This window comes from Paenibacillus taihuensis, from assembly GCF_003386535.1.
Lineage (GTDB): Bacteria > Bacillota > Bacilli > Paenibacillales > Paenibacillaceae > Paenibacillus_Z > Paenibacillus_Z taihuensis.
In genome coordinates, this window is record NZ_QTTN01000041.1 from 1 (window position 1) to 25,848 (window position 25,848).

The window sequence follows — 25,848 nt, forward strand, 5'->3', positions numbered from 1 at the left end:
AAACGATTCCGAGATCTCGATGGTTGGATAAGAAGAAGACTCCGGTCGGTACAGCTGCGAAGCTGGAGGAAGATAAGGAAACTTCATCGAGAGATGCGCAAACGAGGATGGGATAGAGAACTGCCGGGGTTACGAATGACCGCTTGGCGCAGCTCCTACTCGACGTATGCGCAGTATGCGATGCCAAACAAGTGGTTTGAAGAAATCGGTCTAAGTAGTTTGTCCTCGATCCAAAAAGACCTTCATCCCCAACGGGGATAATCATGGAGGAGCCGGATGCGATGACCCGCACGTCCGGATCTGTGAGAGGCCCATGCAATTGCGCATGGGCCTACTCGATTTAATCTTAATAATTTTAGCAGTTTGCTCAATAGAAACAGCAAGATCGCCTTAACCTACCTGCTTGGACAGGTGGTTGGCGATCTTTTTTACGTTCTGGCAGATGGCAGTCATCAGCGCTTGCTCCAGCACCTTTTTCTTTCCACGAAACCGGCAATAGCGAAGTCCGTGGAGCTCTTTGGCATCCGCGAAACTTCGCTCAATGGTTTGGTATCGCAACCGGTACAGGTATTTCCCCGAACGGCTTCTTCCGTTCTCTTTGACCCATTCCTTGCTGTCTTGCCACACATGCCGCGTAAGTACACGTTGTTTGTTTTTCGCTCTTGTACATTCTTGCAGCATGGGGCACTCAGCACAAACTTTTGGGTCGGACTTGTACTGCCGGTAACCCTCCCGGTCTGTTGTGGAGTACACCAATTCGTGGTTTTGAGGACAGATATATACATTCCGGTCTGCATCGTATTTGAATCGCCATTTCGCAATCAAGCCTTTTACAGGAGTAAAGCTTCTTCCGCCAATCACCGCGTAAATTTTTTGTTTATGGAGCCTCTTGCAAATCGCAGCTGTGTAATAGCCGGCATCGAGGGCAACGGCTTCAAGAGACTGTTCAAAGCCAAACTTCTTCACTTGCAGTTCAAGTCGTTCCAAATAAGGCGTTGAGTCATGAACATTCCCAGGTGTTATGTGAACGTCAGTAACAATGTTGTACTTGTGGTCAACCGTTCGATGATCCAAGTAGAAGAAGCCTTCCGGCTTACCGTCACGCACCATATAACCGCTTTCAGAATCGGTTGTGCTAATCTTCGTCTCTTTGGTTTCGGTCACCACCTTTCGAGGTTTTAGAGCTTTTTTCCGTGCGCCTTCCGGTCTTCAGTAATGGCTTCGTCCAGCTCATCGAGATAGGTCTTCACGCTTTTCTCTACTTCTTGTTTCACAAATTTCCGTTTGTTAGCGTTCGCCTTGAGATGCGTGGAGTCCGATACTAAAACACGGCCAGCGACCATACGATGCTCAATGGCCTTAAATACGATATGATCGAAGATTTCTTGGACGACACTGCTCTCCTGCAGACGTTTACGATTCAGGCTTAACGTGCTATGGTCAGGTACTCGATCTGTAAGACCTAGACCAACAAACCAGCGATAGGCATTGTTAAGCTGGACTTCCTGCTCCAGTTGTCGCTCGGATCGAATGCCAAACAAATAGCCGATGAACATCATTTTAAAGAGCATGATGGGATCGACGGAAGGGCGTCCGTTGTCCTCCGAATAGTACGGTCTTACTTTCTCGAGTATGAAAGAAAAATCGATATGTTTTTGAATTTTACGCAAGAGGTGGCCTTCGGGGACGAGATCCTCGAGGCAAACAAATTCGTAACTATTTTGAACGGTAGGATTAGAGCGCAACATACGGAGCACCGCCTTAAGAGAAGTAATATATGAATATTATACTATATTAACGCGGTGAATTGATGAAGTAATGCGAAAAAATGAAAGCCTGTTGAAGTTTCTCAACAGGCTGGGACCAGTCCATTGGACTGGTCTGTTTATTATTCTCGCACGTGAGCATTGAATTGATCAATCAAGTTGATATAGAACTCCAGGCTGCTGTGGCCTTTTTTATTACCATACAAGCTAATATGTATATTTTGAAGATATTGAACATCCTTTTCATCAAGGCTAAAGAACCTTAATAATTCGTCGGACAGAATATCTTGCACAGTGTATGTTGGGTAATTGGGATACACATCATGGTGTCTTAGAATTGATTCACTACAATTGCGGCAACATTGACTAATTGATTGGCTTTTATACTGCCTATAGGATAATGGGAACCCACATTTCCTGCATAAGTTTGTCAATGGAGTTTGGTGGAAGGGGCATTCCATAATAAACTTTGATTGAAATAACAAACTATGATATCCATGTAAGGAACAAGAATTACAATAGTATAGATCCTTACAGAAGTATATTTCAGGAGCTATATCCCCATTGTAAAAACTAAGAGAAAGAACGTTTACTGATGATTTGAAATGTAACATGAGATGGTTGGAAATGGACCGTTCAATGTTCGTATAATCCAAGTAATTTATGAGAGGGTGCGAATATTCTTGATTTTTAGCACAGGAGAAAGCAGTGTGAAAATCTTTTTGTGTGATATGATTCGCATAACAAATCTTGTCGATAACGCTGAACGGTGACTCAAAGTCAGATAACCAGTTTTTTCTCCAAATTAGTTTCATTACTTAATCACGGCCTAATTATTAATAATTTTGTGAATCAATCTCTGTAGTGAATGTTCTCTATCTGTAAGCTCGCTGTTTTCGTCCAGAATGGTTAGATCAAGACATGGGTTGAATTCAGCCCAATTTTTCCAAACGGGTTCTTGTACTGTTTGATACAACTGCGCCCCGCATTTACAAGTGAAGGGAATATGAAAGGCGAAATTGAAATAATATATTTCTTTTTCACAAACTTCACAGTTTCGTTTAAGTTCACTTAAATGAAACGGGCAAATATCTACCAACTTATATTGATGTAAATAACTATGGAAATTGTATCGCACACATTCCACACAATAACATAAGTGAGTATGGAAATAATGCAATGGATTATTCCGTTCAAATTTGGAAAGCTTCAGCATACTTTGATTTATTTCGTTAAAATCAATTCTCGTGAGTTCTTTTAGTTTAGTATGTGTTTCTTCAGACAATTTGTTTACATGAGTTCTTCCTCTTTTATTTGCTATGTAAAATAACAAATCACTGCCGGTAACAGAGTTAGCTATCTTTAAATTTTCGAATAATGACCAAACAGATTCGTAAGGCCTTTTCCATTCCTCTCGCCAGACAATGTTTGCAGTCATTATGAATAGCCCTCTCAAACGAGTTTCTTGATACATTAATGCCCAGGATCGTGCACTAAATATACATGATTTTCTCTATTGTCGGGATTTTTATGTCGTTCAAAATCTGCTTTTCTTGTATTATCGGGATTTTCTTGTCGTGAAAATCAGCGATTTTTTCGTTTGTTGGGATTTTCATGTCGCTAATGGGTGTATTTTCTTGTCGTTGTACTGAGGAGGAGAGAGAGCCGCGAACATCGCGGCTCTTTTGATGCTAAAACAAATCTTTACAAATCGCCCATTGACAAAAACTAATGTGATTAGTTATTCTGAGATCAATAAAACTAATTCGATTAGTTTTTTCTGGGGAGGAACGATTATAATGAGAATGACGCGCAAAGGTAATCTTTATCAGCTGACGTTTATGCCGAGATTTTTTCCTGTGAACTGCTATATTGTGGATGAGGGCAGCGAGCTGACCCTCATCGACGCGGCGCTGCCGTTCAGCGCGGAGCCGATTCTGAAAGCGGCGAACGAGCTCGGCAAGCCGATTACTCGCATCGTGCTGACACATGCACATGAAGATCATGTCGGTGCGCTCGATAAGCTGAAGGCTGCGCTGCCTAGCGCGAAGGTGTACATCTCGGCGCGTGATTCTCTGCTGCTCGCGGGAGACCGTTCGCTGCTCGAAGGCGAGCCGAACACGCCGATCAAGGGCGGCGTGCCGAAGAAACTGACAACCCGCGCGGACGTCTTGCTCAGCGAAGGCGATATGATCGGTTCGCTGCGCGCGGTGATGTCGCCGGGCCATACGCCGGGCTCGATGTCGCTGCTCGATACGAGAAGCGGTGCTCTCATTATAGGCGACGCGATGCAGACGCGCGGCGGCGTAGCCGTCTCGGGACAGTTCAAGCCATGGTTCCCGTTCCCTGCTTTCGCAACTTGGCATAAGGAAATCGCACTCGCAAGCGTGCGCAAGCTGTACGATCTCAAGCCAACGCTGCTGGCTGTCGGCCACGGCGTAATGCTGGAAAACCCGGCAGCTGCAATGAATAAAGCGATCGCGGAAGCAGAGAGCAAGCTCGGACAACAGCGGCGTTAGGACCCGTCACATATCTCACCATCTCACACCGCACCACACTACATCCAAAGGGGACTTCATCATGCCAAGAGCGGGACTCGATATCGATACGATTTTGCAGGCGGCGGCTGAGCTTGTCGATGCGGAGGGGCTTGATACCCTCACGCTCGCGACATTGGCGCAGAAGCTAGGCATACGCTCGCCTTCGCTATATAATCATGTGAACGGACTGCCAGGGCTTCGACTGCAGCTGACGCTGTATGGTCTGGGCCGGCTCGGAACCGTAATGCGCGGCGCCGTTCACGGCAAGACCAGAGATGATGCGATCCGTGCACTCGCGTACGCTTATCTCGAATTTGCACGCAAGCATCCTGGATTATATGCCATGACGCAGCGAACGATGGACCGTGCCGATACGCAAATCCAGCAAGCGGCCGGCAATATCGCGGCCGTTCCAATCGAAGCGCTGCGCGAATACGGGCTCGATCACGAGCTGAGCATTCATCTCGTGCGCGGACTTCGCAGCTTGATGCACGGCTTCGCTTCGATTGAGCAGCAGGGCGGCTTCGGAATGCCTGTCGATCTGAACGTCAGCTTCCAGCTGATGGTAGACACTTTTCTTGCCGGGATCCATGCACAGCTGAAATAACGATAGAAGAGGAGGCGATCGCCCAATGTTTCTGGTCAATTCACGCGCAATCATTGAGCGGACCGTTAACGGCAGCATCGAGATCGTCGTTCAAACACGGAATAAGTCTGACGGTCCCCAGCGGATTGAGCTTCCAGGCGGCAGAATCGATCCATTCGAACCGCTGCACAAGGCGCTGATTAGGGAAGTAAAGGAAGAGACAGGATTGGACGTGACGGAAATCGAAGGAGAAGATACGAGGATTGACACTGCGCATATGAACACTGATTTTGCAGTGGAGTGTTTGCAGCCATTCGCCGTCTATCAAACGACAAAAGGACCTTTTGATTCCGTTGGCGCCTATTTCCGCTGCAAAGCAATTGGCGAACTCTTGCAAGCTGGAGATGAGACAAAGTACCCAAGATGGGTTAACATCAATGAGCTCCAACGATTAATGTCCGATGATCCCCTGCAATTCTCAGATGTCGATCGCGCAGGAATCGTCTTTTATTTAAAATATATCGAAAAACACCGTCCATAAGGGCGGTTTTTCTTGCTATTATAGCTCTGACAGCAAGCTTAGAAGGAGCCCTACACCATGCCCAAATTCAACACGCTCAGCACGCGCTTTATCCTGCTGTTCTGTGCAATTACGGTACCGCTCTTATCGATTCTGTACCTCGCCGGCAATTTCACGAAGGGCGTCGTGCTGACGCAGGTCGCGAACTCGTATCAGAACCTGGTCAGCTCCTCGCTCAATATGATCGACCGGAGCCTCGACGATATTGCGATCAACATGATGGATATTGTCAACCATGACGACAACTTTCAGAAGTTCGGGCAGCCGGGGCTGACGGATTCGGAGTACTATTTTGCCCAGATCGGGCTCATTCAGCGGAACTCGATGTATCAGTCGTACTACCATACGGTGGATATGTTTTTTGTCTATTCCAAACCAAGCGATATGCTGGTCTCGACGAATATGGCCGGCGCGACGCCTTGGTACTACGAGCCCGCCCGGGCATGGGTCACAGAGATGTTCCATCACCCCGAGCAGCTGAAGACCGTGATGTACAAGTGGAACCTCGTACGGATCAAGGATCAGAACTTCCTGTTCCGGCTCGTCAGCGATGACCTCACCAACAACGCTTACATCGGCGCGCTGATTAACGTCAACAGCTTGAAGATGCCGCTTGGCAATCTCAATCTCCGCAAAGGCGGCGACCTGCTCTTCTTAGGAAATGATGGCATTATCCTATCCAATCCGTCATCCGCACTAGGCAAGCTGAACGGGCTGCCTCCCGAGGAACTCAGCGAAGACCACTCCTTCTCGTTCACGAACGACAAGACCAAATATCTCGTCGTGACGAAGCATTCGAAGAACAGCCCGATGAGCACGGCGGTCGTCATTCCGAATTCGGAGTTGCTGCAAGGCTTAAGCGGATTCCAGACGATTACGAAGTGGATGCCGCTCGTTGTGTTTGCGATTCTGCTGCTGTACGGATTTATCTTCCGAAGCATGATCTTCAAACCGATTCTGCAGCTGCTTGGCGCGATCCGGCGCATCAAGGAAGGGAAGATGGAAGCACGTCTTCCCGACTCTAACATTGCGGAGTTCGCAATCATTAACCATACGTTCAACGGCATGGTTGAAGAGATTACGGATTTGAAAATCGGGGTGTACGAGGAACGCTTGCGTGCCCAGAAGGCCGAGATGAAGCAGCTGCAAACGCAGATTAATCCGCATTTCTTCCTGAACGCGCTGAATATCGTCTTCCAGCTGGCGGACCTGAAACGAGTGGAGCTCGTGAAGAAAATGGTGCGTCACCTCGTCCAATACTTCCGCTTCATGATCCGGCTGAACAAGGAGACGATTACGCTCGAGCAGGAGATGGAGCATATTCGCCATTACCTCGAAATTCAGAAAATGCGGTACCAGGATGATTTTGAGTTCGAAATGGTGCTCCAGGATGACTTGAAGGAAGCTTGCCTGCCGTCGCTGTTCGTTCAGCCGTTCGTCGAGAACGCGATGGTTCACGGCCTGAGCTTGAAGGAGGCGCCGTTTCGCCTTACCATCAAAGCACGGCGCGATGAAGCGCAGCAGGATCGGATGGTCATTGATCTATTCGACAACGGTAAAGGCATGGCGCCGGAGAAGCTCGCGCAATTAAACGCAGACGATTATCTCCCGGATTCGGATGAAGAAGGGCATATCGGAATATGGAATGTGAAGAAAAGGCTCGCAATGCGATACGGCGACAAAGCAACGCTTATTTTTCGGCATCACGAACCAAGCGGAACCGCGATACGCCTGACGCTCCCGATTGAGTATGCGTAAGGAGAGAACAACGGATGTACGAAATGTTAATTGTGGACGATGAACGCTACGCAGCGGAAGGGATATGCAACTGCCATGATTGGGCATCGCTTGGCATTGGTCATGTGCATACCGCCTTCAGCGCGGAAGAAGCGAGGACGCTCTTAACGGAGCGAGCGATAGCTATACTGATCTGCGATATTGAGATGCCGGATGAGGACGGGCTGTCATTAGTCCGTTGGGTGAAGGATCATTGCCCGCATACGGAATCGCTGTTTCTGACCTGTCACAGCGAATTCGACTATGCGAAGCAGGCGTTCCAGCTGAAGAGCTTCGACTATTTGCTGAAGCCGGTGGACAGCGAGGAGCTTGCGAATGTCGTCGCGCAGATGATCAAGGCGATTCAGGGGCGGGCAGAGAAAGCGCGCTCGGCTGAGCTCGTTCAGCAATACGAATCGCTCTGGAGCAAGCAGCAGCCGAAGCTTGCCGAACGGTTCTGGCAAGATCTGCTGGCGCGGCGCATTCTCACTTTCGACGACTTCCTGGAGCGGGCACTTAAAGATGCTCGGCTCGCGTTGTCTCCGGACGCGCATGTGCTGCCCATTCTCATTCATGTCGAGGAATGGCTGCGGCCGTTCGCGGGACGTGATCTCGAGATGATGCGTTACGCCGTGCAAAAGGCGGCGGAGGAACTGCTCCTCGCCGGGGCCGGGCAGCAGGGACAAGTCGTAACGGACCGTGGCGGTCAGCTGTTCGTCATGGTCTACGAGCAGCGCCCGTTCGTGCATGAATCCGCAGCCGTAGCCGAGCAGTGGGAAGCGACGTGCAGAAGCTTCGTCACGTCGTGCAAGGAGCTGTTCTATTGCCGCATCAACTGCTACGTCGGCTATTTTGCACCGCTTCACGATATGCCCGGCTTGTGCGATGGGCTGAAAGAGCTGCAGCATACGCATGTTGGCAAGACGAGCCCGGTTCTCGTATACAGTGCGGAGATGGACGCTGCGCATGGCGAGAAGGAGAAGAACAGCTTCGTGCAGCAAACGATCCAGTTCATTAAGGATAACGTCGAGGAAGATATATCGCGGGACGATGTTGCCGCACATGTCGGACTGAATCCCGCCTATCTGTCGAGGCTGTTCAAGAAAGAGACCGGCGTAAACCTGATCGACTATCTTATCGAGACGAAGATGAACCGGGCGAAACAGCTGCTCGATACGACGGATATGACTGTCAGCATGATTGCGCAGCAGGTCGGTTACTCAAACTTCTCTCATTTCACCCGCATGTTCCGCAAACGGTTTGAAGCGAATCCGCAGGAATACCGGAAGCAATGACGCAAGCGCAAACGAGAGTACATGCGAGAGAACAAGCGGAATACGACAGCAGCGAAACAGCAAGCATAAGCAAAGCTCCTTTAAGAGAGTCGTCAAAGTGCCGAGAAAGTCCAATGGACTTTTCTTGGCACTTTTTTTCGCGGAAACTCTAACTAGAGCGCAGAGCTATATTGGATAAATCCATTCATTTTTCACTAATTAGCGGTTTCGAAGGAGCTATATTGGATTTATCCACTCATTAGTGGCCGAAAAGGCTCCAAACGCCGGTTTCGAGCGTAAATGAGTGGATTTTTCCATTATAGACTGCTAATTCAGCTGAAAAAGGCCTTCTACAGTGGATATTTCCCATATAGACAATGGACAAGCAAGCGGTGGCGGCGCCCTAGGACATTACTCGGGAACATGTGACCAATGTAGAGTCGGGTGAACCTCGGTCGAGAGCACACATACGTTCTCTCAGGAGCAAAATCGCAAGGAATCGGGGTTGAGAGCATACATACGTGCTCTCAGCAGCAGAGCGAGCTGAAATGACAAACAAGCGGTGCGGCGGAGGCATCCTGCCCGTGACTCGTCAGGGTCGTTTTTGCGTGATGTCACAAAATGACTAGACCCAGGTGACAAAACGAGTGGGGCTCCCTCTCGCTTCCAGCTATGATGATCTCATAGAAAGCAACAGGCGGTGGTTCAACGATGGAAGCAGTAAGGCAATCGGCGGCAAGGCCAGTGGCAGCGTCACGCAAAGGAAATCCGCTTCGGAAGCTGTGGAAGTTCCGGGCGCTTATCATTCTCGCATTACCAGGTCTTGCGCTGCTGCTGATTAACAATTATTTGCCGATGTTCGGCGTGTTTCTCGCGTTCAAAGATTTTAACTATGCCAAGGGCATTATCGGCAGCGACTGGAATGGCTTCGATAACTTCCACTTCTTGTTCGCGACAAGCGATATGTGGCATGTCATCGTCCATACGATCGTGTACAATCTCGCATTCTTGCTCATCAACACGGTGCTGTCGGTGCTGCTCGCGCTCTTGCTGAACGAAGTGAGGCATCGCTTCTTATCCAAGTTCTATCAGAGCACGATGCTGCTGCCGCATTTTATCTCGATGGTCGTCGTGGCGTATCTCGTTTACGGCTTCCTGAATCCGGAGCTCGGCTTCATTAACAAGTCGATTCTCGAGCCTGCCGGCAAGGAAGGGATCTCGTGGTACATGTCCCCGCAATACTGGCCGTACATCCTGACGGTCGTGAACATTTGGAAATCGGTGGGCTTCGGCTCGGTTATCTACTTGGCGACGATTGTCGGCATTGACCGCGAATATTACGAGGCGGCGATGCTGGACGGGGCAAGCAAATGGAAGCAGATGACGAAGATTACGCTGCCGTTCCTCATTCCGGTCATCATCATCCTGACGCTGCTCGCGATCGGCCGCATCTTCAGCGCCGACTTCGGCTTGTTCTATCAAGTGACGATGAACGCAGGAATGCTGAAGAGCACGACAGACGTTATCGACACGTACGTGTACAACGCGCTGCTTGTTACAGGCGATACAAACTTGGCTTCGGCGGCAGGCTTGCTGCAGGCGGTCGTCGGATTCGTCCTGATCGTATCGGTCAACATGATCGTGAAACGGGTGAGCAGCGACAATTCGTTATTCTAGCTATTGGCATAAGGCAAAAAGGAGGCTGTTCGCTTCATGAGGGGCAACAACTGGACGAACGTCCTGATCAATATCGGTTTAATTCTATTCAGCCTGGCATGCATCATCCCGTTCTGGCTGGTCCTGATGGTATCGGTGAGCGGGCAGAATGCACTGGCGAAATACGGCTACAGCTTTTGGCCCAAAGAATTCGATCTCGTCGCTTATAAGTTTCTGATTCATGACGCGGAGCCGATCATACGCTCCTTCGGCGTATCGATTGCCGTGACCATCATTGGCACCATTGCAAGTCTTGCAATCACATCGGCGCTTGCGTTCTCGCTATCTCGGCAAGACTTTCCGTATCGCGGCGCGCTTAGCATGTTCGTTCTCATTACGATGCTGTTCGGCGGCGGATTGCTGCCGTGGTACTTGGTCTACACGAAGCTGCTTCATCTGCAGGATACGATGATGGTGCTTATCATTCCGGGCCTCATCGGCGGCTTCAATGTGTTCATTATGCGGACGTTTTTCATGACGAGCATTCCGCCTTCGTTGATCGATTCGGCACAGATTGACGGCGCGAGCGAGTACCGCACGTACTTCAATATTATCCTGCCGCTGTCCCTGCCGGTACTGGCAACGATTGGCTTGTTCGTCATCGTGAACTACTGGAATGACTGGTTTACAAGTCTCGTGTTCATAAAGACGGACACACTGTATAACCTGCAATATTTCTTGTACAACACGCTGATGAATGCGCAGTACTTGCAGGCGGTCGCCGACAAAGCGCATATCGATGTCAGCACGATGCAGACGCAGCCGCTTGAGGAGCTGCGAATGGCGATGGCGATCATTGCTGTCGTACCGGTGGCGCTGGTATTCCCTTTCTTGCAGAAATATTTTGTAAAAGGGCTCACGATTGGCGCTGTGAAAGGCTAGACTCAGCCAAAGCCAACGTTAGTGTGCGCAGCTAACAGCCGGCACTCGCTGATTTAGTATACAATAGACCTATCCAAACAGGAGGTTTCCCCAAGATGAGAATGAGAAGAGGGTCAATCGTTCTTTCATCGCTCCTGCTGTCCATGTCGCTGATTGCGGCAGGCTGCGGAAGCAATAACAGCGCGAATAACGAAGCTGCCAACCAAAACAAAGCAAACAATTCGAGCAATGCAGACGCATCGGGCAACGCCGGCAACACGAGCACCAACGCCGCAAATGCAACGAATGCAACGAATGCAACGAATGAGAAGAAAGCGCTGGACCCGTATGAAGTGGTCATGGTGTACCCTGACCCGAATCAAAGCGACATTGGCACCGTGCAGTCCGCGATGAACGATTATTTGAAGACCACGTATCCGGATATGAACATGACGGTGAAGCTGAACCCGATTGATTGGAGCGCTTACTCCGACAAGCTGAACCTGATGATGTCCTCCGGCGAGAAATTCGACCTGCTCTGGACCGCGAACTGGATGAACTTCGAAACGCAGGTGAACAAGGGCGCGTTGCTGCCGCTTGATGATCTGCTGAACGAGGACGGTCCCGACATCAAGTCCGTTGAAGGCGATCTGCTCGAAGGCGCGCGCCGCAAAGGCAAAATCTACGGCGTCCACGTTCACCAGGAGCTTGGCAACCCGCAGGGCGTCGCATTCAGCAAAGAACTTATTGATAAATATCATATCGACCTAAGTCCGCTGAAGTCCGGCGAATTCAAGGATCTTAGCCCGATTCTGCAGCAAATCAAGGATAACGAGCCCGGCGTTACGCCGGCAGTCGGCCCGGCATTCCCGCTAGGCGCTTACTTCGGTTCAGGCAGCATGGAGAATATTATCGGACCGGTCGGCATCGACCAGCGCGATACGAATCCGGACAATCAGTTCAAGGTTGTAGATGCTTATGAGACGCCTCGGTACATGGAGCTTGCGAAGCTCACGAATGAATGGTACAAAGCAGGCTTCATCAACAAGGATGCAACGACGCCGGGCATCGACATCTGGAAGAAGTTCCAGGCGAAGACCGCTTTTGCCGCAATCGGCACAGACCTTGAGATCGTGAAGGATATGAAGATCGGCGAGCCGTCGCTGATGGCGAACAAGAGCACGCAGCTTGGCATGGACATCATCCAAGTGCCGCTTAATATCGACCGTCTCCACACGTCGAAGCTGGCCGCGACGATGCAGGCCATTTCCCAAACCTCCAAGGACCCTGCACGCGCCATGATGCTGCTGAACCTGTTCTACAAAGATAAAAACCTGCTCACCTTGATGAACTACGGCGTGGAAGGCACGCATTATGTGCTCAACAATGGCCAGATCGATCTGCCAGCAGGCAAGACGAAGGATAACGTCGGTTTCTTCCACGACAATCAATGGCAGCTCGGCAACCAAATGCTGAATTATACGCGTGTCGGCGAAGACCCGAATAAATACTTCAATTACGAGCAGTTCAACGAGATGGTGAAGAGCCAGCCATCGCCGCTGATCGGCTTCGTATTCGACTCCGAACCGGTGAAGAACGAGCTGATCGCGGTTTCCAAAGTACAGAGCACGTTCGATCCAGGCTTCCAATCCGGTCAGCTGGATCCGGAGAAGGATTTGCCGAAGATGATCGACAAGCTGAAGAGCGCTGGTCTGGACAAAATCATTGCGGAAGCGCAGAAGCAAGTCGACGCATGGCGTGCCGCGAACGGCAAGTAAGCGAGTGTAAAGCGATCGGGGTATAACCCACAAGGTTATACCCCGAATTATTTTCATGCGAAGCGAAGGAAAGGTGTGATCTTCTATGTTAAACGTAACGATCTGGAACGAATATTTGCACGAGATCAACAACCCGAAAGTAGCGGATATTTATCCGAAAGGAATTCACGGCGCGCTCGCAGAAGGATTGGAACAGGAAGACTTCGCGGTGCGGACAGCGACGCTGGAGCAGCCGGAGCATGGCTTGACCGAAGAGGTGCTGAACACGACGGATGTGCTCATTTGGTGGGGGCATCTTGCTCATGATCGGGTAGAAGATGCGATCGTCGAGAAGGTGTACCAGCGCGTATTGGACGGCATGGGGTTCATCGTACTGCACTCCGGACATGCATCGAAAATCTTCGGCAAGCTGCTCGGCACACCGACCGGACAGCTGAAATGGCGCGAAGCTGACGACAAGGAGCGGATTTGGGTCGTGAACCCGGCGCATCCGATTGCGGCTGGCATCGGCGAGTATATCGAGCTGCCGAAGGAAGAGATGTACGGCGAGCATTTCCACATCCCGGCGCCGGATGAGCTTGTAATGATTTCGTGGTTCGAGGGTGGGGAAGTGTTCCGCAGCGGTGTGACGTATAACAGAGGACGGGGCAAAATCTTCTACTTCCGTCCAGGCCACGAGACATACCCGACGTACCATAACCCGGAGATTCAGCGCGTAATCGCGAACGGCGTCCATTGGGCGGCGCCCAGCACTGCCGCTGCGCCTGTTTATGGGCATACAGCTCCGCTGGAGAAGATTCAGCCGAAATCATAGGCATTGAACGAGTACAAGGAGGAATGAGTAGACGATGAGCAAGTATCGGATTGGCTTAATTGGACTCGGCGGCATGGCGCAGGCACATATCCGCTGGATGTCTGCATTCACGGACCGCATGGAGCTTGTTGCGGTGAACGATGTGAATGAGGAAGCGCTGGCGCGAGTCGGCGAGGAGCAAGGCATTGCGCCCGAGAAGCGCTACGCGAGCTATGCGGCGCTTATTGCAGATCCGGACGTGGACGCGGTCGTGTCCGTTACGCCGAATAACGTGCATGCGGACATCGTCTCGCTCTGTCTGGCAGCAAGCAAGCCGTTCCTGGCAGAAAAGCCGTTCACCCGCATCTTCGAGGAAGCCGTGCCGCTGCTGGCGCAGTACGAACAGCAGCCTGTGGCGGCGATGATCGGCTTCACGTATCGCTTCACGCCGGCATTCCGCTATGCGCGAGAGCTGGTTCGCGATGGGAAGCTGGGCCAGATTCGCAGCTTCTCGAGCCAGTATTTGCAAGGCTGGGGAGCGCCGCAGTACAACGTTGGCTACAACTGGCGCTTCGACAAGTCGGTGACCGGAACCGGAACGCTCGGCGACCTCGGTTCGCATATGATCGATATGGCCCGGTTCCTCTTCGGCGAGTTCGAGGAGCTGTCGGCGCAGCTGCATACGATCGTGCCGGAGCGGCTGGACTCGCGGACCGGCGAGCCGGTGAAGATCGAAGTCGACGACTTCGCGAGCTTCCAGGCGCGCATGACCGGCGAAGTGCGCGGCATCTTCCAAACGTCGCGCAACGCGATCGGCTCCGGCAACCAGCACGAGATCTCGATCTACGGCGATACCGGCACGCTCCACGCGTCGACAGAGGACCCGAACCGGATCGTATGGATTCGAGAGGAAGACGGCCAGCTGGCGCGCACCGTGTTGAACGTGCCGAAGCACTGCGAAGTGACGCAGTACGAGCAGTTTCTGGCGATGCTGGACGGCGGTCAGCCTGACGGCCTGCCGGGCTTTATGGACGGCTACCGTAATCAGCAAGTGCTCGATGCGATCATTCGCGCGGCGGAATCGAAGACGATTGTACAGCTATAATTCATGATGAGGACCGTCCGCGGCTGGGAGCTGCGGGCGGTTTTTTGTTGTGCGCCGAGTTTGAAAGAAGATAAAATTCAGTAATAATATCCCTATAGATCGTAATTCTATCACGCGGCTGCGAATGGGCCTGCATGCTATAGTGAATGGATAGATTCATTCTTATCGCGCTGACACATGGCACGCAGGTACGCAGTACGCGGTTCAACTAGAAAGGAAGATTGGCGATGCTGCTCGAAGTAATTGCACTAACAGAAGAAGACGCCAAGACGGCTTCGCGCTTCGGCGCCGACCGGATTGAGCTTGTTTCCGTCATTGAAGAAGGAGGGCTAACTCCAGAAGCGGACGTAATTCGTCAGGTAGCGGAGGTATGCACAATCCCGATGCATATTATGATTCGGTCGCATAGCCGGTCGTTTCATTATTCGGAAGCGGAAATTGCGGAGATGATCCGCTCCATACGGGACATCCGGGCGATGCAGCTGCCTAAGCTCGGCGCTTTCGTGCTCGGTGTGTTGACAGTCGATCAGACTGTCAATGAGGAGCATCTGGGGCGGTTGCTCGAAGCTGCCGGAGACGTGCCGGTCACATTCCACCGTGCGTTCGACGAGGTACGAGATCAGTCGGAGGCTCTGGAGACTTTGATGAGCTACCCGCAGGTGCGCACAGTGCTTACTTCTGGCGGTGCGCCTAATGTTCTGCATGCGAGCGAACGTATTGCAGAGCTTGTACAGCGGGCGGGAGCGAGAGGCTCGGCGATTGAAATCCTGGCTGGCAGCGGTCTGATCGTTGAGGCGGTGGCGGGATTTGTGGAAGCGACGCAGGTGCGCGCTGTACATTTTGGCTCAGGCGTTCGCGTGAACGGCTCGTCCACTGCACCGATTGATCCGACTCGTCTATCCGACCTGCGTGCCATACTGGATCAGCGATAACATGAAGGAGGCAGCTTTGTCATGAAAATTGGTTTAAGCACATACAGTCTTCTCCCGGCTCTGAAATCCGGAGAGATGACGGTACTCGACGTTATTCAGTGGATCGCCGACAACGGCGGGGAACATATGGAGATGGTGCCTTACGGCTACAAGCTCGTTGATAATCTGGAGCTTGCAGATGCGATAAGGGAGAAAGCGAAAGAGGTTGGCATCGCGCTGTCCAACTACTCGATGCCGGCGAACTTCGTACAGCCTACGGAGGAGGAATTCGAGGCTGAGATGGCGCGGGTGAAATCGCATGTGGATGTCATCCACCGGATGGGCGTCAAGCATATGCGCCATGACGTGACGGCGTTCACGATTCCGAAGGAGCAGACGACGATCGCCTGGTTCGAGGAGAGCTTGCCGTTGATCGTGAAAGGCAGCCGCATTATCGCCGATTATGCTGCGCAATTCGGCATTACGACGACAATCGAGAACCACGGCTTCAGCGTGCAAGCGAGCGACCGGGTGCAGCGCGTGCTGCAGGCGGTCGACCGTCCGAACTTCAAGACGACGCTGGATGTCGGCAACTTCATGTGCGTGGACGAGAACCCGGTCATCGGCGTTATGAAGAACCTGCCGTATGCATCGCTCGTTCATTTCAAGGACTTCTACTTCCGTCCGTACGATGCCCCTCCAGGCGGCGGCGACTGGTTCCGCACTTCGAACGGCAACTACTTGCGCGGCGCAATCGTCGGTCACGGCGAGATCGAAATCCGCAAAATCGTCAAGCTGATCAAAGATTCCGGCTACGACGGCTTCGTAACCGTAGAATTCGAAGGCATGGAAGAATGCAAATCGGCATCCAAGATTGCAATGGATAATCTGCGGACCTTGTGGAACGAAGCTTAGGTGGAACGAAAACAAGCAACAAGCAACAAGCAACGATACCGATTCCAAGGAGGGTTTTAGAAGCGATGCAAACGGAGCAGCGAATCATTCCAAGCGCAAAGCAGCTGGCATTCCAAGACCTAGAGTTCGGACTCTTCATTCATTTTGGCCTGCGTACGTTCTATGAAGGCTATGCCGATTTCGACGAGCGGGTGATGACGCCAACCGCTTTCAATCCGGAGAAGCTCGACTGCGAGCAGTGGATCCGCACGGCGAAGGAAGCGGGCATGCAATACGCGGTATTGACTGCAAAGCATCATGACGGCTTCTCGAACTGGCCTTCGAAGTACAGCAGCTTTACCGTTGGCGCCTCGCCATGGCGGGAAGGACAAGGCGACGTCGTTCGCGAGTTCGTGGACGCTTGCCGGAAGTACGGCGTGAAGCCGGGGCTGTACTACTCGCCATACGACGGTTCGGCGGACTTCTATACGCAGGACGCGAAGGCGTATGACGATTATTTCGTCAATCAGATCACGGAGCTGCTGAGCGGCTACGGCGACATTGATATCCTGTGGTTTGACGGCTGCGGCTCGGAGGAGCACACGTATGATTGGCCGCGCATTATCGGCGAGATTCGCCGGATGCAGCCGAACATCTTGATTTTCAACATGGGCGACCCGGACTTCCGCTGGATTGGCAATGAAGACGGCATCGCGCCTGTTCCTTGCTGGAACGTAGTGGAGTCGACCGACTTCTCGATCTATACCGACAAGCTGGATGACCTCGGCGAACAAATGTGGCTGCCAGCGGAATGCGACGTGCAGATGCGCGCGAACAATTCCACTTGGTTCTACAGCGACGCCGATGAGCACTTGGTGAAATCCGTTGACGAGCTGATGGGACTCTATTATCTCTCCGTCGGCCGCGGCACGAACCTGCTGCTGAACATCGGCCCGAATCGGGAAGGCCTGCTGCCTGCCAAGGACGCGGACCATCTGACTCGATTCGGCGAGGAGATTCGCAGACGTTTCGGCAATCCGATTGCTGCAAGCTCGGCGTGGGTTCAAGAGGGCAGCCGCAAATGGCAGTATCGTGCGGAAGCATCGCATCTCGTCGACCACATCATCATTGAAGAGGATCTCACCGCCGGCGAACGGGTGCGCCGTTTCACGGTTTCGATCATCTCCGCCAAGTCGCATCGCCCGGTTACCATCTACGAAGGCAGCAGTATCGGGCATAAAGCCATTATCCGTATCCCTACTGTAAAAGCTGCCGGAGTCATCGTGGAGATAACCGAGTGCGATGACGAACCGATCCTGCGCTCCCTGTCCGTGCATTACGCGGGCGGCGACGTTTAACTCTCATTAAGTAAGCCTGGCAGATATCGTCTGCCGGGCTTTTTTTTATCGCTACCCATGCTCCACTTCACATCAGATCAGTTCGCTACCGTTCAGTCCGGCGCCTAGCGTGGATTTTTCCCACAAAAAAGCTCCATTTTAGCCGATTTCGATTGCTATAGTGGATTTTCCAACCATTTTGATCCGCTTGAGGCCAATTTGATGGATTTCGCCTAAAATAAGTGGATTTTCCTGATTTTTCCAATATAGCTGCCCAGAAGTCGCAATTTTCGCCGAAATGAGGATTTTTCCAATATAGCCAGGTCGGTCAGCACAGCAGGAAAATGTGGTAAACTTAACCTAATCTATGTTAGAAAGCGGTGGATATGGGAATGGCGATTCACATTGCTTTGCTGCGCGGCATTAATGTCGGCGGGAAGAACAAGATCAAGATGGCGGAGCTGCGCGAGGCGCTGGAAGCAAGCGGAATCCAGCGGGTGCAGACGTATATTCAGAGCGGCAACATCCTATTCGAGTCGGAGAAAGAGGAACCGGAGCTGTGCAAGCATATCGAGCAAGTCATCGAGGCGTCGTTCGGTCTATCCATTCGAGTCATTATCCGCTCAGCGGCCGAGATGGAGCATATCGCGGCGAACCGTCCGTTCACGGAAGCGCAAGTTGCGAAGGCGGCGGCTTCCTGTGAAGGGGAGTGCTTGTACGTGTCGATGATGCTGGATGCGCCGAAGCCGGACAAGCTGAGCAAGCTGGAAGCTTTCGATGCAGGTGCGGATCAGTGGATTCTCGCTGGCCGGGATCTATATTTGCTGTTTGCGGAGAGTGTCCGGGGTTCGAAGCTTGCGGTCCAAGCGGACAAGCTGAGCCAGCCGACAACGGTGCGCAACTGGAACACCGTGAACAAGCTAATTGAACTAGCGCGCGAAATGGAGGGGTAACGAACGATGGGCCACAACGTAAACTATGACCTGACGCACTACCCCTATCCATCGCGAAGAACGGCGACCGTTGCGCGTAACGGCATGGTCGCGACTTCGCAGCCGCTTGCTTCGCAGGCAGGACTTCGCGTCCTGCAGCAAGGCGGCAATGCTATCGATGCCGCCATCGCGGCGGCGGCATGCCTCACCGTTGTCGAGCCGACCTCGAACGGCATCGGCGGCGATGCATTTGCGATCATTTGGCACAAAGGCCAAATGTACGGTCTTAACGCAAGCGGCGGCGCACCGGAGCTGCTGACGCTGGATGCTGTGCGGCAGCGCGGAGATGCTGCCGAGATGCCGGCGAGCGGCTGGCTGCCGGTTACCGTGCCCGGCGCGCCAGGTGCATGGGCGAGCTTGTCCGAGCGGTTCGGCAAGCTGCCCTTCGCGCAGCTGCTGGAGCCGGCCATCGAGTACGCTGATGGCGGCTACCCGATTAGCCCGGAGCTCGGCGTGAAATGGACCCGGGCGCATGAGGTGTGGAACGCGCGGCGCGAGAGCGATAACCCGCACGGGATCTACGACGAGTGGTTCCGCATCTTCGCGCCGAACGGCCAAGCCCCGCGGATCGGGGAGATGTGGCGCTCGGAAGGTCATGCCTTCGCGCTTCGCGAGATTGCCGCGACGAAGGGCGAATCGTTCTACCGCGGCGAATTGGCAGAGCGGATGGACCGCTACGCACGAGAGAGCGGCGGCCTGCTGCGCAAAGAGGACTTGGCGGCATTCCGGCCGGAATGGGTGCAGCCGATGTCGGTCAATTACCGCGGCTACGACGTGTGGGAGCTGCCGCCGAACGGGCAAGGGCTCGTCGCGCTCATGGCGCTGAATGTGCTTGGCGGCATTCCGCTTGGCGCAAAAGACAGCGTGGAGACGTACCACGCCCAGATCGAATCGCTCAAGCTCGCTTTCGCGGACGGCAAGCATTACATTACCGATCCGGCACGGATGAGCGTCAGCGCGGAAGAGCTGCTGTCGCAGGAATATGCCGCGCTGCGCAGAAGCTTGATCGGTACGGAGGCGCTGCTGCCGGAGCCGGGCGAGCTGCCGAAGGGCGGCACCGTCTACTTGGCTGCTGCTGACGGGGAAGGCAACATGATCTCATTCATTCAAAGTAATTATAACGGCTTTGGCTCAGGCGTCGTCGTGCCGGGGACAGGCATCAGCCTGCAGAACCGCGGGCACTCGTTCTCGCTTGATCCTGCGCATGCCAACGTACTGGAGCCAGGCAAAAGGCCTTATCATACGATTATTCCGGGCTTCCTCACGAAGGACGGCGCGCCGATTGGTCCGTTCGGCGTCATGGGTGCATTCATGCAGCCGCAAGGACATTTGCAAGTGATCTCGAACATGATCGACTATAACTTGAATCCGCAGGCTGCCCTTGATGCGCCGAGATGGCAGTGGACCGAAGGCAAGCATGTGCTCGTCGAAGCGGAGGTTCCGGCAGCTATCGCGCAGGGGCTTGAGGAGCGGGGCCATCTCATTCAGACGATGGCGGATCGCAAGGCATTCGGCTGCGGACAAGTGATCTGGCGGGATCCGAGCGGGGTATTGATTGGCGGAACGGAACCAAGGACGGACGGCTGCATAGCCTCTTGGTAATCTTTTGACAAGCGAGAATGGGAGAGGGGACTTGCGGTCTAATGGCGGAGCAAACTTACAATCAACAACAGTTGAGGGAACCGCTCTGGTTCCTGCAAGAAGCGGAGCTTATCGCGGCGAATGAATGGCTGCAGCTTCCGGCGGATGCGCTTAACGCACTTACTGCAGCAGCGGCAGAAATACACGCAAACGAAGAACTGTGCGAGTTAGCGTTGGAAGGACGCGCGCTTCTATTCCCGGAAGACGGAACCATCGTCAGCCCGTATCGGTCGGAAGTGAGCGAATGGATCAAACGTACAGGCGACAGAGCGCCGCAGTTCATTCCGCTCGTGCTTATCAGCGGAGTGCCGCGTTTGATCGAGCAGTATGAGAATCTCGGCATCCCGGCAGAGGTGCTCGTCCACACGCTGAGCGACCTGAAGCTATGGATGGAGCACTATTACCGCAAGCATGGCAGCTGGGGCACCGATATTATGTGGGTTCATCATCATTTGACGTTCCAGTTGTTCCGCCTCGGAAGACTCCAGTTCTGCCGAAGCCACTTTAACGGGCATATGGTCGTGCTGCGCAATACGAAGACGGGCGAAGTGGTCGTTATGGCGGAGAGCGGCATCAGCTTCCGGCGCGACGGACTTATTGACGGCACAAGCGGACGTTACGAGGCCGCGGATAACGGTGGCGATAGCGTTGGCGGTGCTTGGCAGTCGGAATTCCTGATCGAGGACTCGTTCATACGCGGACACCGTATCGATGAAGACGGCTATGCCAGCCAAGAGCAGACATCTCTGTCGCCTCGCGAAGATTGGGAGATTATCCTGAGAGACGGCGATTCCGTCCTCGATATTCATATCGCTGCCGATGGGAAGCTAGACATCCGCGAATGCGGCGAATCGATGCGCGAAGCGGAGCAGTTCTTCGCTCGTTACTTCCCGGAGGGCGGCTTCCGTGCTTATGTATGTACCTCGTGGCTGCTGGATTCGCAGTTCCGCCAGCTGCTCGCGCCTTCTCAAAATATCGTTCAGTTCCTGAACGGCTTCACGCTCTACCCGTCCCTGAACAACGGCCTCGAAGGGCTGAAGCGGATCTTCGACGGACAATTATACGAAGACTGGACGGATGCGCCGAATGATACGTCGCTTCGCCGCATCATTCGGCAGCATATGATCGATGGACATGCGCTGCGCGATATGGGCGGGTTTATTTTGCCTGATCAGCAGGTGTGGCAGAACTTTTAGAATAATGTTCATTTGTGTTAAAATTGGTGAAAAGCAAACCGACATTTATGTCCGCGATTGAAAGAGGTATCGAATCAACATGCTGCCATTACAACGAAAACAAGCTGTGCTGAACTACCTGGCCCAGCGCGGCGCCGCAACGATGAAGGAATTGAGCGACCATTTCGGTGTGTCGGAGATGACGATCCGTCGCGATCTGACGCTGCTCGAGCAGGAAATGCGCGTCACAAGGTCGCATGGCGGCGTCGTCTATAACGATACGGGACGAGCGGCAGACGAGCCTGATCTCGCAACGAAGCTTGCGAATAACGGGGATGTGAAGGACAAGCTGGCTGCGTATGCGGCAGAGCGGTTCGTTCGCAGCTCCTCGGTTATTATTTTGGAGAACGGTACGACGGTTTCGCGGATGGCGGATCATCTCGGAGCCTATGACAACTTAACGCTGCTTACGAACGGGCTCGACACGATGGGCCGAATTCGTCAGTTTGCCGCGAAGAAGCATACCATCATTAGCTGCGGCGGGATGCTGCGCGATGTATCGGGCACGTTTGTAGGTCCTGTTGCTGAGGAGTTTTTTGCAAGATACCACGCGGATACGCTGTTTCTGTCCGCCCTTGGCTATTCCCATGAAGAGGGCTTCACAGATCCGAATATGATGGATACGCAGGTGAAGAAGGCGATGATGACCTCGGCAGAAAGAGTGATCATGCTGCTTGATTCGACTAAGATTGGCAAAAGGTTCTTCTCTACGGTTGCCCGCCTTGGCGACATTCATGCTTTCGTGACGGATGACCAAATTACAGCTGCGGACAGGCAGCTGCTTGAAGAGAGCGGAGCAGAGCTGCATATCGTATAGGTAGCGCCGGTATTGTAGGTATCAATTTCACAGATGGATGTTCAAATGTGTTAATTTGTGTTATATTGTGATAATAATATGACGCGAAGGAGCTGGACTTTCCATGAAGGCAGCCTACAATAAAGCACCATCCGTAACGATTCGAGGCTATGAGCATGAGGCGTGGTCAGGTTATGAAGCGATTGGCTACACCCTCTCAGCGGCAGTCGCAAGAAAAGGAAAAGAGAAAGCTGTTGTCGTCATCGAATGCTATCCCGGTGTAAGACAGCAGGAAATACTGGACGGACTGAGCGATGTGCTTCGTCCGTCCCTTGTCGTGCAATCCGAAGACGCTGCGCTGGACCCGAGCGAAGTTGATGCCAAAGTCGAGCGCTATATGACTGACGACCGCGTGTTCGGCTATATGACACCGTTCACGATTGCGGAGTTCTACGATGCGCAGCGGATCGCTGCGCTGCAGGAGCAGATCAAGTCGGCGGACAATGGCATCATTATCGTCATCGGCTTCGGCGCCTCGCTCATCGCCAAGGGCGACGTGCTCGTCTACGCGGATATGGCAAGATGGGAAATTCAGCTGCGCTACCGCTCGAAGGAGTATGCGAACTGGAGAACGGCCCATAAGGAAGAGGATATTCTGCGGTTGTACAAGCGCGGCTTCTTCTTCGAGTGGCGGATGGCGGATCGACTGAAGAGATCGCTGCTCGAGGGCATCGACTACTATTTGGACACGAATACGAAAGACGAGCCTAAGCTCCTTACGAAGCAAGCGCTGTTTGCCGGACTTGCGCAGGCGGTGAGCCAGCCGTTCCGGCTTGTCCCGTATTTCGATCCAGGCGTATGGGGCGGCACTTGGCTGGAAGCGAACATCGAGCTTCCGAAGCGTGCGCATCCGTATGCATGGGGTTTCGACGGCGTACCGGAAGAGAACAGCCTTTATTTTAACTATGATACGATCCGGGTTGAGCTGCCATCGATTAATGTGGTGTTCTTCGAGTCCATCAAGCTGCTCGGCGAGAAAGTGTATTCACGCTTCGGCGCGGAGTTCCCGATCCGCTTCGACTTCCTGGACACCATCGGCGGGCAAAATCTTAGTCTCCAGGTGCACCCAACAACGGACTATATCCGCGAGCAGTTTGGCATGCCGTATACGCAGGATGAGAGCTACTATATTCTAGAAGCTTCCCCTGGTGCGGAGGTATACCTCGGGCTGAAGGATAATATTGAGCCTGAAGCGATGCTGGCGGATTTGCGCCAAGCGCAGGAGGGCGGCTTCACCTTCCCGGCGGAGCAATACGTCAATGTCTACCCAGCGGCCAAACATGATCACTTCCTGATCCCGGCAGGGACGGTTCACTGTTCGGGTTCGGGCTGCATGGTGCTGGAGATTAGCGCGACACCGTATATTTTCACCTTTAAGCTGTGGGACTGGGATCGGCTTGGTCTCGACGGGAAGCCGCGCCCTGTCCATGTGGAGCATGGCTCCAAGGTTATTCAGTGGGACCGGACGACGGACTGGACGACGAACAGCTGTGTCAGCCCGATCGAAACGATTGCGGAAGGCGAAGGCTGGAAGGAAGAGCGCACGGGTCTGCACGAGCTCGAGTTCATCGAGACGAGAAGGCACTGGTTCTCGGCCCCCGTTCTTCACGAATCGAACGGAAGCGTCCACATGCTGAATCTGATCGAAGGGGAAGAGGCGGTTGTGGAAAGTCCGGACGGCGCATTCGAGCCGTTCATGATCCGTTACGCGGAGACGTTCATCGTGCCGGCATCCGTCACTTCGTATACGATTCGCCCTAGCGGTCCTAGCATCGGTTCGACAATTGGTACGATAAAAGCATACGTGAGAGCTTAGCAGCTTAGGAGCTTAGGAGGCGGATTTGGCAAATGGACCGTTCCATTATTATGGCTTTCGATGTCGGCGGTACGCAGATTAAAGCCGCTGTCATGCGGGATGGAGAAATTATCGCTTCGACTGTCGGACACTACGATTCCCGTTCGGAGCTTGAGACGGAAGCGGTCATTGACCATTTTGTCGATATATTTGTTGATGTTCTGAAGCGAGGGGACCTCTCGAAAGAACCGATCTCCGGATTCGGCCTCGCTTTCCCGGGTCCGTTCGATTATGAGCATGGCGTCTGTCTCATTCAGGGACTCGGCAAATTCGAGTCTCTGTATGGGTTAAACATCGGCAGCCTGCTGGACGAAGCGATTCGATCTCATGCACTGCTGCGCGAGCAACTGAGGCCGGAATTCCGTATCGTCTTCGAGAACGACGCAGCGCTGTTCGGGCTCGGCGAGATTGCAGTCGTCGACGGCGACGCGCAGGGCGAGGAGCGGGCGATATGCCTGACGATTGGAACAGGGCTCGGCTCCTGCTATGTGGAGCGAGGCCAGCTTGTGAAGCATCGCGCCGGCGTGCCGGAGAACGGCTGGCTGTACCCGGTACCGTACGGCAACCGGATCGCAGACGACTGCATCTCGCGCCGAGGCGTGCTTCAGCTGGCAGAGGAGATGGGCATGGCGTTCGCTGGCAGAGATGTTCGCGAGCTGGCGGAGGCTGCCGCTGCGGGCGATGCTGCGGCAGTGCAGTTGTTTGAACAGTTCGGCCGGCGGATGGCGGTCATACTCGGTCCGTCGTTTAGAGCGTACGAGCCGAACCTGATCGTGCTCGGCGGCCAAATCTCGAAGAGCGCGAGTTTGTTCGTTCCCGCGTTCAAGGAAGGGCTGCTCGCGCAGGGCGTTATCGCGCAGGTGCGGGTAAGTGCGGATACGTTCGCGAGCACGTTCAGAGGGATTTATCATTTGGTTTTGCGGAAATAGTGTACGGAAGACTGTTCAGCTGTTCAGCAATAGAACTGTTGAACTGTTGAACTGTTGAGCGATAGAGCGGTGAGGTGGGCGAGGTGAGCCTGCTTCGCCGCTTTTTTTTGTGGAGATTACATAGCGAATAAATGGGAAAATCGAAAGTCATGGTACGATAGCTAGCCTTACTAGCACGCCTAGCAGCTCGCTGAGAGAGCAAATACGCTCTCTCAGCATCAAAACCAGCGATAATTTCGCCCGAGAGAGCAAATACGCTCTCTCAGATGGGAAAAACATCGAAACCCGTGCCCGCAGCTCGCTGAGAGAGCAAATATGCTCTCTCAGTGCCAAAACCAGTGAGAATTTTGCTTGAGAGAGCAAATACGCTCTCTCAGAAATACAAAACACCGAAAACCGTGCCCGGAGTTCGCTGAGAGAGAA

General features: G+C 53.2%; 21 protein-coding genes. 19 read left to right on the forward strand and 2 right to left on the reverse strand.

The window, feature by feature from the left end:
• Positions 1–390 precede the first annotated feature (390 nt).
• A protein-coding gene (locus A8990_RS25170) for an IS1182 family transposase (protein WP_116191799.1) occupies positions 391–1,748 on the reverse strand; the annotation gives its coding sequence in 2 pieces (ribosomal slippage) (positions 391–1,184 and positions 1,184–1,748; 1,359 coding nt in all).
• A gap of 847 nt (positions 1,749–2,595) precedes the next feature.
• A complete protein-coding gene (locus tag A8990_RS25175; protein ID WP_181909773.1) occupies positions 2,596–3,204 on the reverse strand; it encodes a TniQ family protein in 609 nt (202 codons plus the stop codon).
• A 361-nt stretch (positions 3,205–3,565) separates the two neighbouring features.
• Here A8990_RS25175 and A8990_RS25180 point away from each other — a divergent pair, with 361 nt between their 5' ends.
• From A8990_RS25180 to A8990_RS25270, 19 genes are all read left to right on the forward strand, one after another.
• Positions 3,566–4,285, forward strand: a complete 720-nt coding sequence (locus A8990_RS25180) for an MBL fold metallo-hydrolase (protein WP_116191801.1) — start codon at positions 3,566–3,568, stop codon at positions 4,283–4,285.
• A 61-nt stretch (positions 4,286–4,346) separates the two neighbouring features.
• Positions 4,347–4,913, forward strand: coding sequence for a TetR/AcrR family transcriptional regulator (locus tag A8990_RS25185; protein WP_342772944.1), 567 nt, complete (start codon positions 4,347–4,349; stop codon positions 4,911–4,913).
• Positions 4,914–4,938: 25 nt separating this feature from the next.
• Positions 4,939–5,433, forward strand: coding sequence for an NUDIX hydrolase (locus A8990_RS25190; protein WP_116191803.1), 495 nt, complete (start codon positions 4,939–4,941; stop codon positions 5,431–5,433).
• 57 nt (positions 5,434–5,490) lie between these two features.
• Positions 5,491–7,230: a cache domain-containing sensor histidine kinase gene (locus A8990_RS25195; protein WP_116191804.1), complete on the forward strand. Its 1,740-nt coding sequence runs from the start codon at positions 5,491–5,493 to the stop codon at positions 7,228–7,230.
• 14 nt (positions 7,231–7,244) lie between these two features.
• Positions 7,245–8,543, forward strand: a complete 1,299-nt coding sequence (locus A8990_RS25200; RefSeq protein WP_116191805.1) for a response regulator transcription factor — start codon at positions 7,245–7,247, stop codon at positions 8,541–8,543.
• Between the two features lie 690 nt (positions 8,544–9,233).
• Positions 9,234–10,199: an ABC transporter permease gene (locus A8990_RS25205; RefSeq protein ID WP_116191806.1), complete on the forward strand. Its 966-nt coding sequence runs from the start codon at positions 9,234–9,236 to the stop codon at positions 10,197–10,199.
• 36 nt (positions 10,200–10,235) lie between these two features.
• Positions 10,236–11,120, forward strand: a complete 885-nt coding sequence (locus A8990_RS25210) for a carbohydrate ABC transporter permease (protein ID WP_116191807.1) — start codon at positions 10,236–10,238, stop codon at positions 11,118–11,120.
• Between the two features lie 95 nt (positions 11,121–11,215).
• Positions 11,216–12,877 (forward strand): ABC transporter substrate-binding protein, encoded by a 1,662-nt coding sequence (locus A8990_RS25215; RefSeq protein WP_116191808.1) that lies wholly within the window; start codon positions 11,216–11,218, stop codon positions 12,875–12,877.
• A gap of 85 nt (positions 12,878–12,962) precedes the next feature.
• The gene (locus A8990_RS25220; RefSeq protein WP_116191809.1) at positions 12,963–13,691 is read left to right on the forward strand and encodes a ThuA domain-containing protein; all 729 of its coding nucleotides are present in this window, start codon (positions 12,963–12,965) and stop codon (positions 13,689–13,691) included.
• A gap of 34 nt (positions 13,692–13,725) precedes the next feature.
• Positions 13,726–14,775, forward strand: a complete 1,050-nt coding sequence (locus A8990_RS25225; protein WP_116191810.1) for a Gfo/Idh/MocA family protein — start codon at positions 13,726–13,728, stop codon at positions 14,773–14,775.
• A 227-nt stretch (positions 14,776–15,002) separates the two neighbouring features.
• Positions 15,003–15,707 carry a copper homeostasis protein CutC gene (locus A8990_RS25230; RefSeq protein ID WP_116191811.1) on the forward strand — a complete coding sequence of 235 codons (705 nt, stop codon included), beginning with the start codon at positions 15,003–15,005 and terminating at the stop codon, positions 15,705–15,707.
• A gap of 21 nt (positions 15,708–15,728) precedes the next feature.
• Positions 15,729–16,601, forward strand: coding sequence for a sugar phosphate isomerase/epimerase family protein (locus A8990_RS25235; RefSeq protein WP_116191812.1), 873 nt, complete (start codon positions 15,729–15,731; stop codon positions 16,599–16,601).
• Positions 16,602–16,666: 65 nt separating this feature from the next.
• Complete coding sequence (locus A8990_RS25240; protein ID WP_116191813.1) at positions 16,667–17,938, forward strand: alpha-L-fucosidase; 1,272 nt, start codon at positions 16,667–16,669, stop codon at positions 17,936–17,938.
• A gap of 371 nt (positions 17,939–18,309) precedes the next feature.
• Complete coding sequence (locus A8990_RS25245) at positions 18,310–18,870, forward strand: DUF1697 domain-containing protein (RefSeq protein ID WP_116191814.1); 561 nt, start codon at positions 18,310–18,312, stop codon at positions 18,868–18,870.
• A gap of 6 nt (positions 18,871–18,876) precedes the next feature.
• Positions 18,877–20,511 (forward strand): gamma-glutamyltransferase family protein, encoded by a 1,635-nt coding sequence (locus A8990_RS25250; RefSeq protein ID WP_116191815.1) that lies wholly within the window; start codon positions 18,877–18,879, stop codon positions 20,509–20,511.
• A 41-nt stretch (positions 20,512–20,552) separates the two neighbouring features.
• Positions 20,553–21,746, forward strand: coding sequence for an acyltransferase domain-containing protein (locus A8990_RS25255; protein WP_116191816.1), 1,194 nt, complete (start codon positions 20,553–20,555; stop codon positions 21,744–21,746).
• A gap of 79 nt (positions 21,747–21,825) precedes the next feature.
• On the forward strand, positions 21,826–22,602 hold the full coding sequence (locus tag A8990_RS25260; RefSeq protein WP_116191817.1) for a DeoR/GlpR family DNA-binding transcription regulator: 777 nt from the start codon (positions 21,826–21,828) through the stop codon (positions 22,600–22,602).
• 103 nt (positions 22,603–22,705) lie between these two features.
• Positions 22,706–24,457: a class I mannose-6-phosphate isomerase gene (locus tag A8990_RS25265; protein WP_116191818.1), complete on the forward strand. Its 1,752-nt coding sequence runs from the start codon at positions 22,706–22,708 to the stop codon at positions 24,455–24,457.
• Between the two features lie 32 nt (positions 24,458–24,489).
• A complete protein-coding gene (locus A8990_RS25270; protein ID WP_116191819.1) occupies positions 24,490–25,425 on the forward strand; it encodes an ROK family protein in 936 nt (311 codons plus the stop codon).
• Positions 25,426–25,848: the final 423 nt, after the last annotated feature.

Coding starts and splice junctions, on each gene's coding strand:
- A8990_RS25175 (WP_181909773.1), bottom strand. CDS start 3,204: ATGACTGCAAACATTGTCTGGCGAGAGGAATGGAAAAGGCCTTACGAA.
- A8990_RS25180 (WP_116191801.1), top strand. CDS start 3,566: ATGAGAATGACGCGCAAAGGTAATCTTTATCAGCTGACGTTTATGCCG.
- A8990_RS25185 (WP_342772944.1), top strand. CDS start 4,347: ATGCCAAGAGCGGGACTCGATATCGATACGATTTTGCAGGCGGCGGCT.
- A8990_RS25190 (WP_116191803.1), top strand. CDS start 4,939: ATGTTTCTGGTCAATTCACGCGCAATCATTGAGCGGACCGTTAACGGC.
- A8990_RS25195 (WP_116191804.1), top strand. CDS start 5,491: ATGCCCAAATTCAACACGCTCAGCACGCGCTTTATCCTGCTGTTCTGT.
- A8990_RS25200 (WP_116191805.1), top strand. CDS start 7,245: ATGTACGAAATGTTAATTGTGGACGATGAACGCTACGCAGCGGAAGGG.
- A8990_RS25205 (WP_116191806.1), top strand. CDS start 9,234: ATGGAAGCAGTAAGGCAATCGGCGGCAAGGCCAGTGGCAGCGTCACGC.
- A8990_RS25210 (WP_116191807.1), top strand. CDS start 10,236: ATGAGGGGCAACAACTGGACGAACGTCCTGATCAATATCGGTTTAATT.
- A8990_RS25215 (WP_116191808.1), top strand. CDS start 11,216: ATGAGAATGAGAAGAGGGTCAATCGTTCTTTCATCGCTCCTGCTGTCC.
- A8990_RS25220 (WP_116191809.1), top strand. CDS start 12,963: ATGTTAAACGTAACGATCTGGAACGAATATTTGCACGAGATCAACAAC.
- A8990_RS25225 (WP_116191810.1), top strand. CDS start 13,726: ATGAGCAAGTATCGGATTGGCTTAATTGGACTCGGCGGCATGGCGCAG.
- A8990_RS25230 (WP_116191811.1), top strand. CDS start 15,003: ATGCTGCTCGAAGTAATTGCACTAACAGAAGAAGACGCCAAGACGGCT.
- A8990_RS25235 (WP_116191812.1), top strand. CDS start 15,729: ATGAAAATTGGTTTAAGCACATACAGTCTTCTCCCGGCTCTGAAATCC.
- A8990_RS25240 (WP_116191813.1), top strand. CDS start 16,667: ATGCAAACGGAGCAGCGAATCATTCCAAGCGCAAAGCAGCTGGCATTC.
- A8990_RS25245 (WP_116191814.1), top strand. CDS start 18,310: ATGGCGATTCACATTGCTTTGCTGCGCGGCATTAATGTCGGCGGGAAG.
- A8990_RS25250 (WP_116191815.1), top strand. CDS start 18,877: ATGGGCCACAACGTAAACTATGACCTGACGCACTACCCCTATCCATCG.
- A8990_RS25255 (WP_116191816.1), top strand. CDS start 20,553: ATGGCGGAGCAAACTTACAATCAACAACAGTTGAGGGAACCGCTCTGG.
- A8990_RS25260 (WP_116191817.1), top strand. CDS start 21,826: ATGCTGCCATTACAACGAAAACAAGCTGTGCTGAACTACCTGGCCCAG.
- A8990_RS25265 (WP_116191818.1), top strand. CDS start 22,706: ATGAAGGCAGCCTACAATAAAGCACCATCCGTAACGATTCGAGGCTAT.
- A8990_RS25270 (WP_116191819.1), top strand. CDS start 24,490: ATGGACCGTTCCATTATTATGGCTTTCGATGTCGGCGGTACGCAGATT.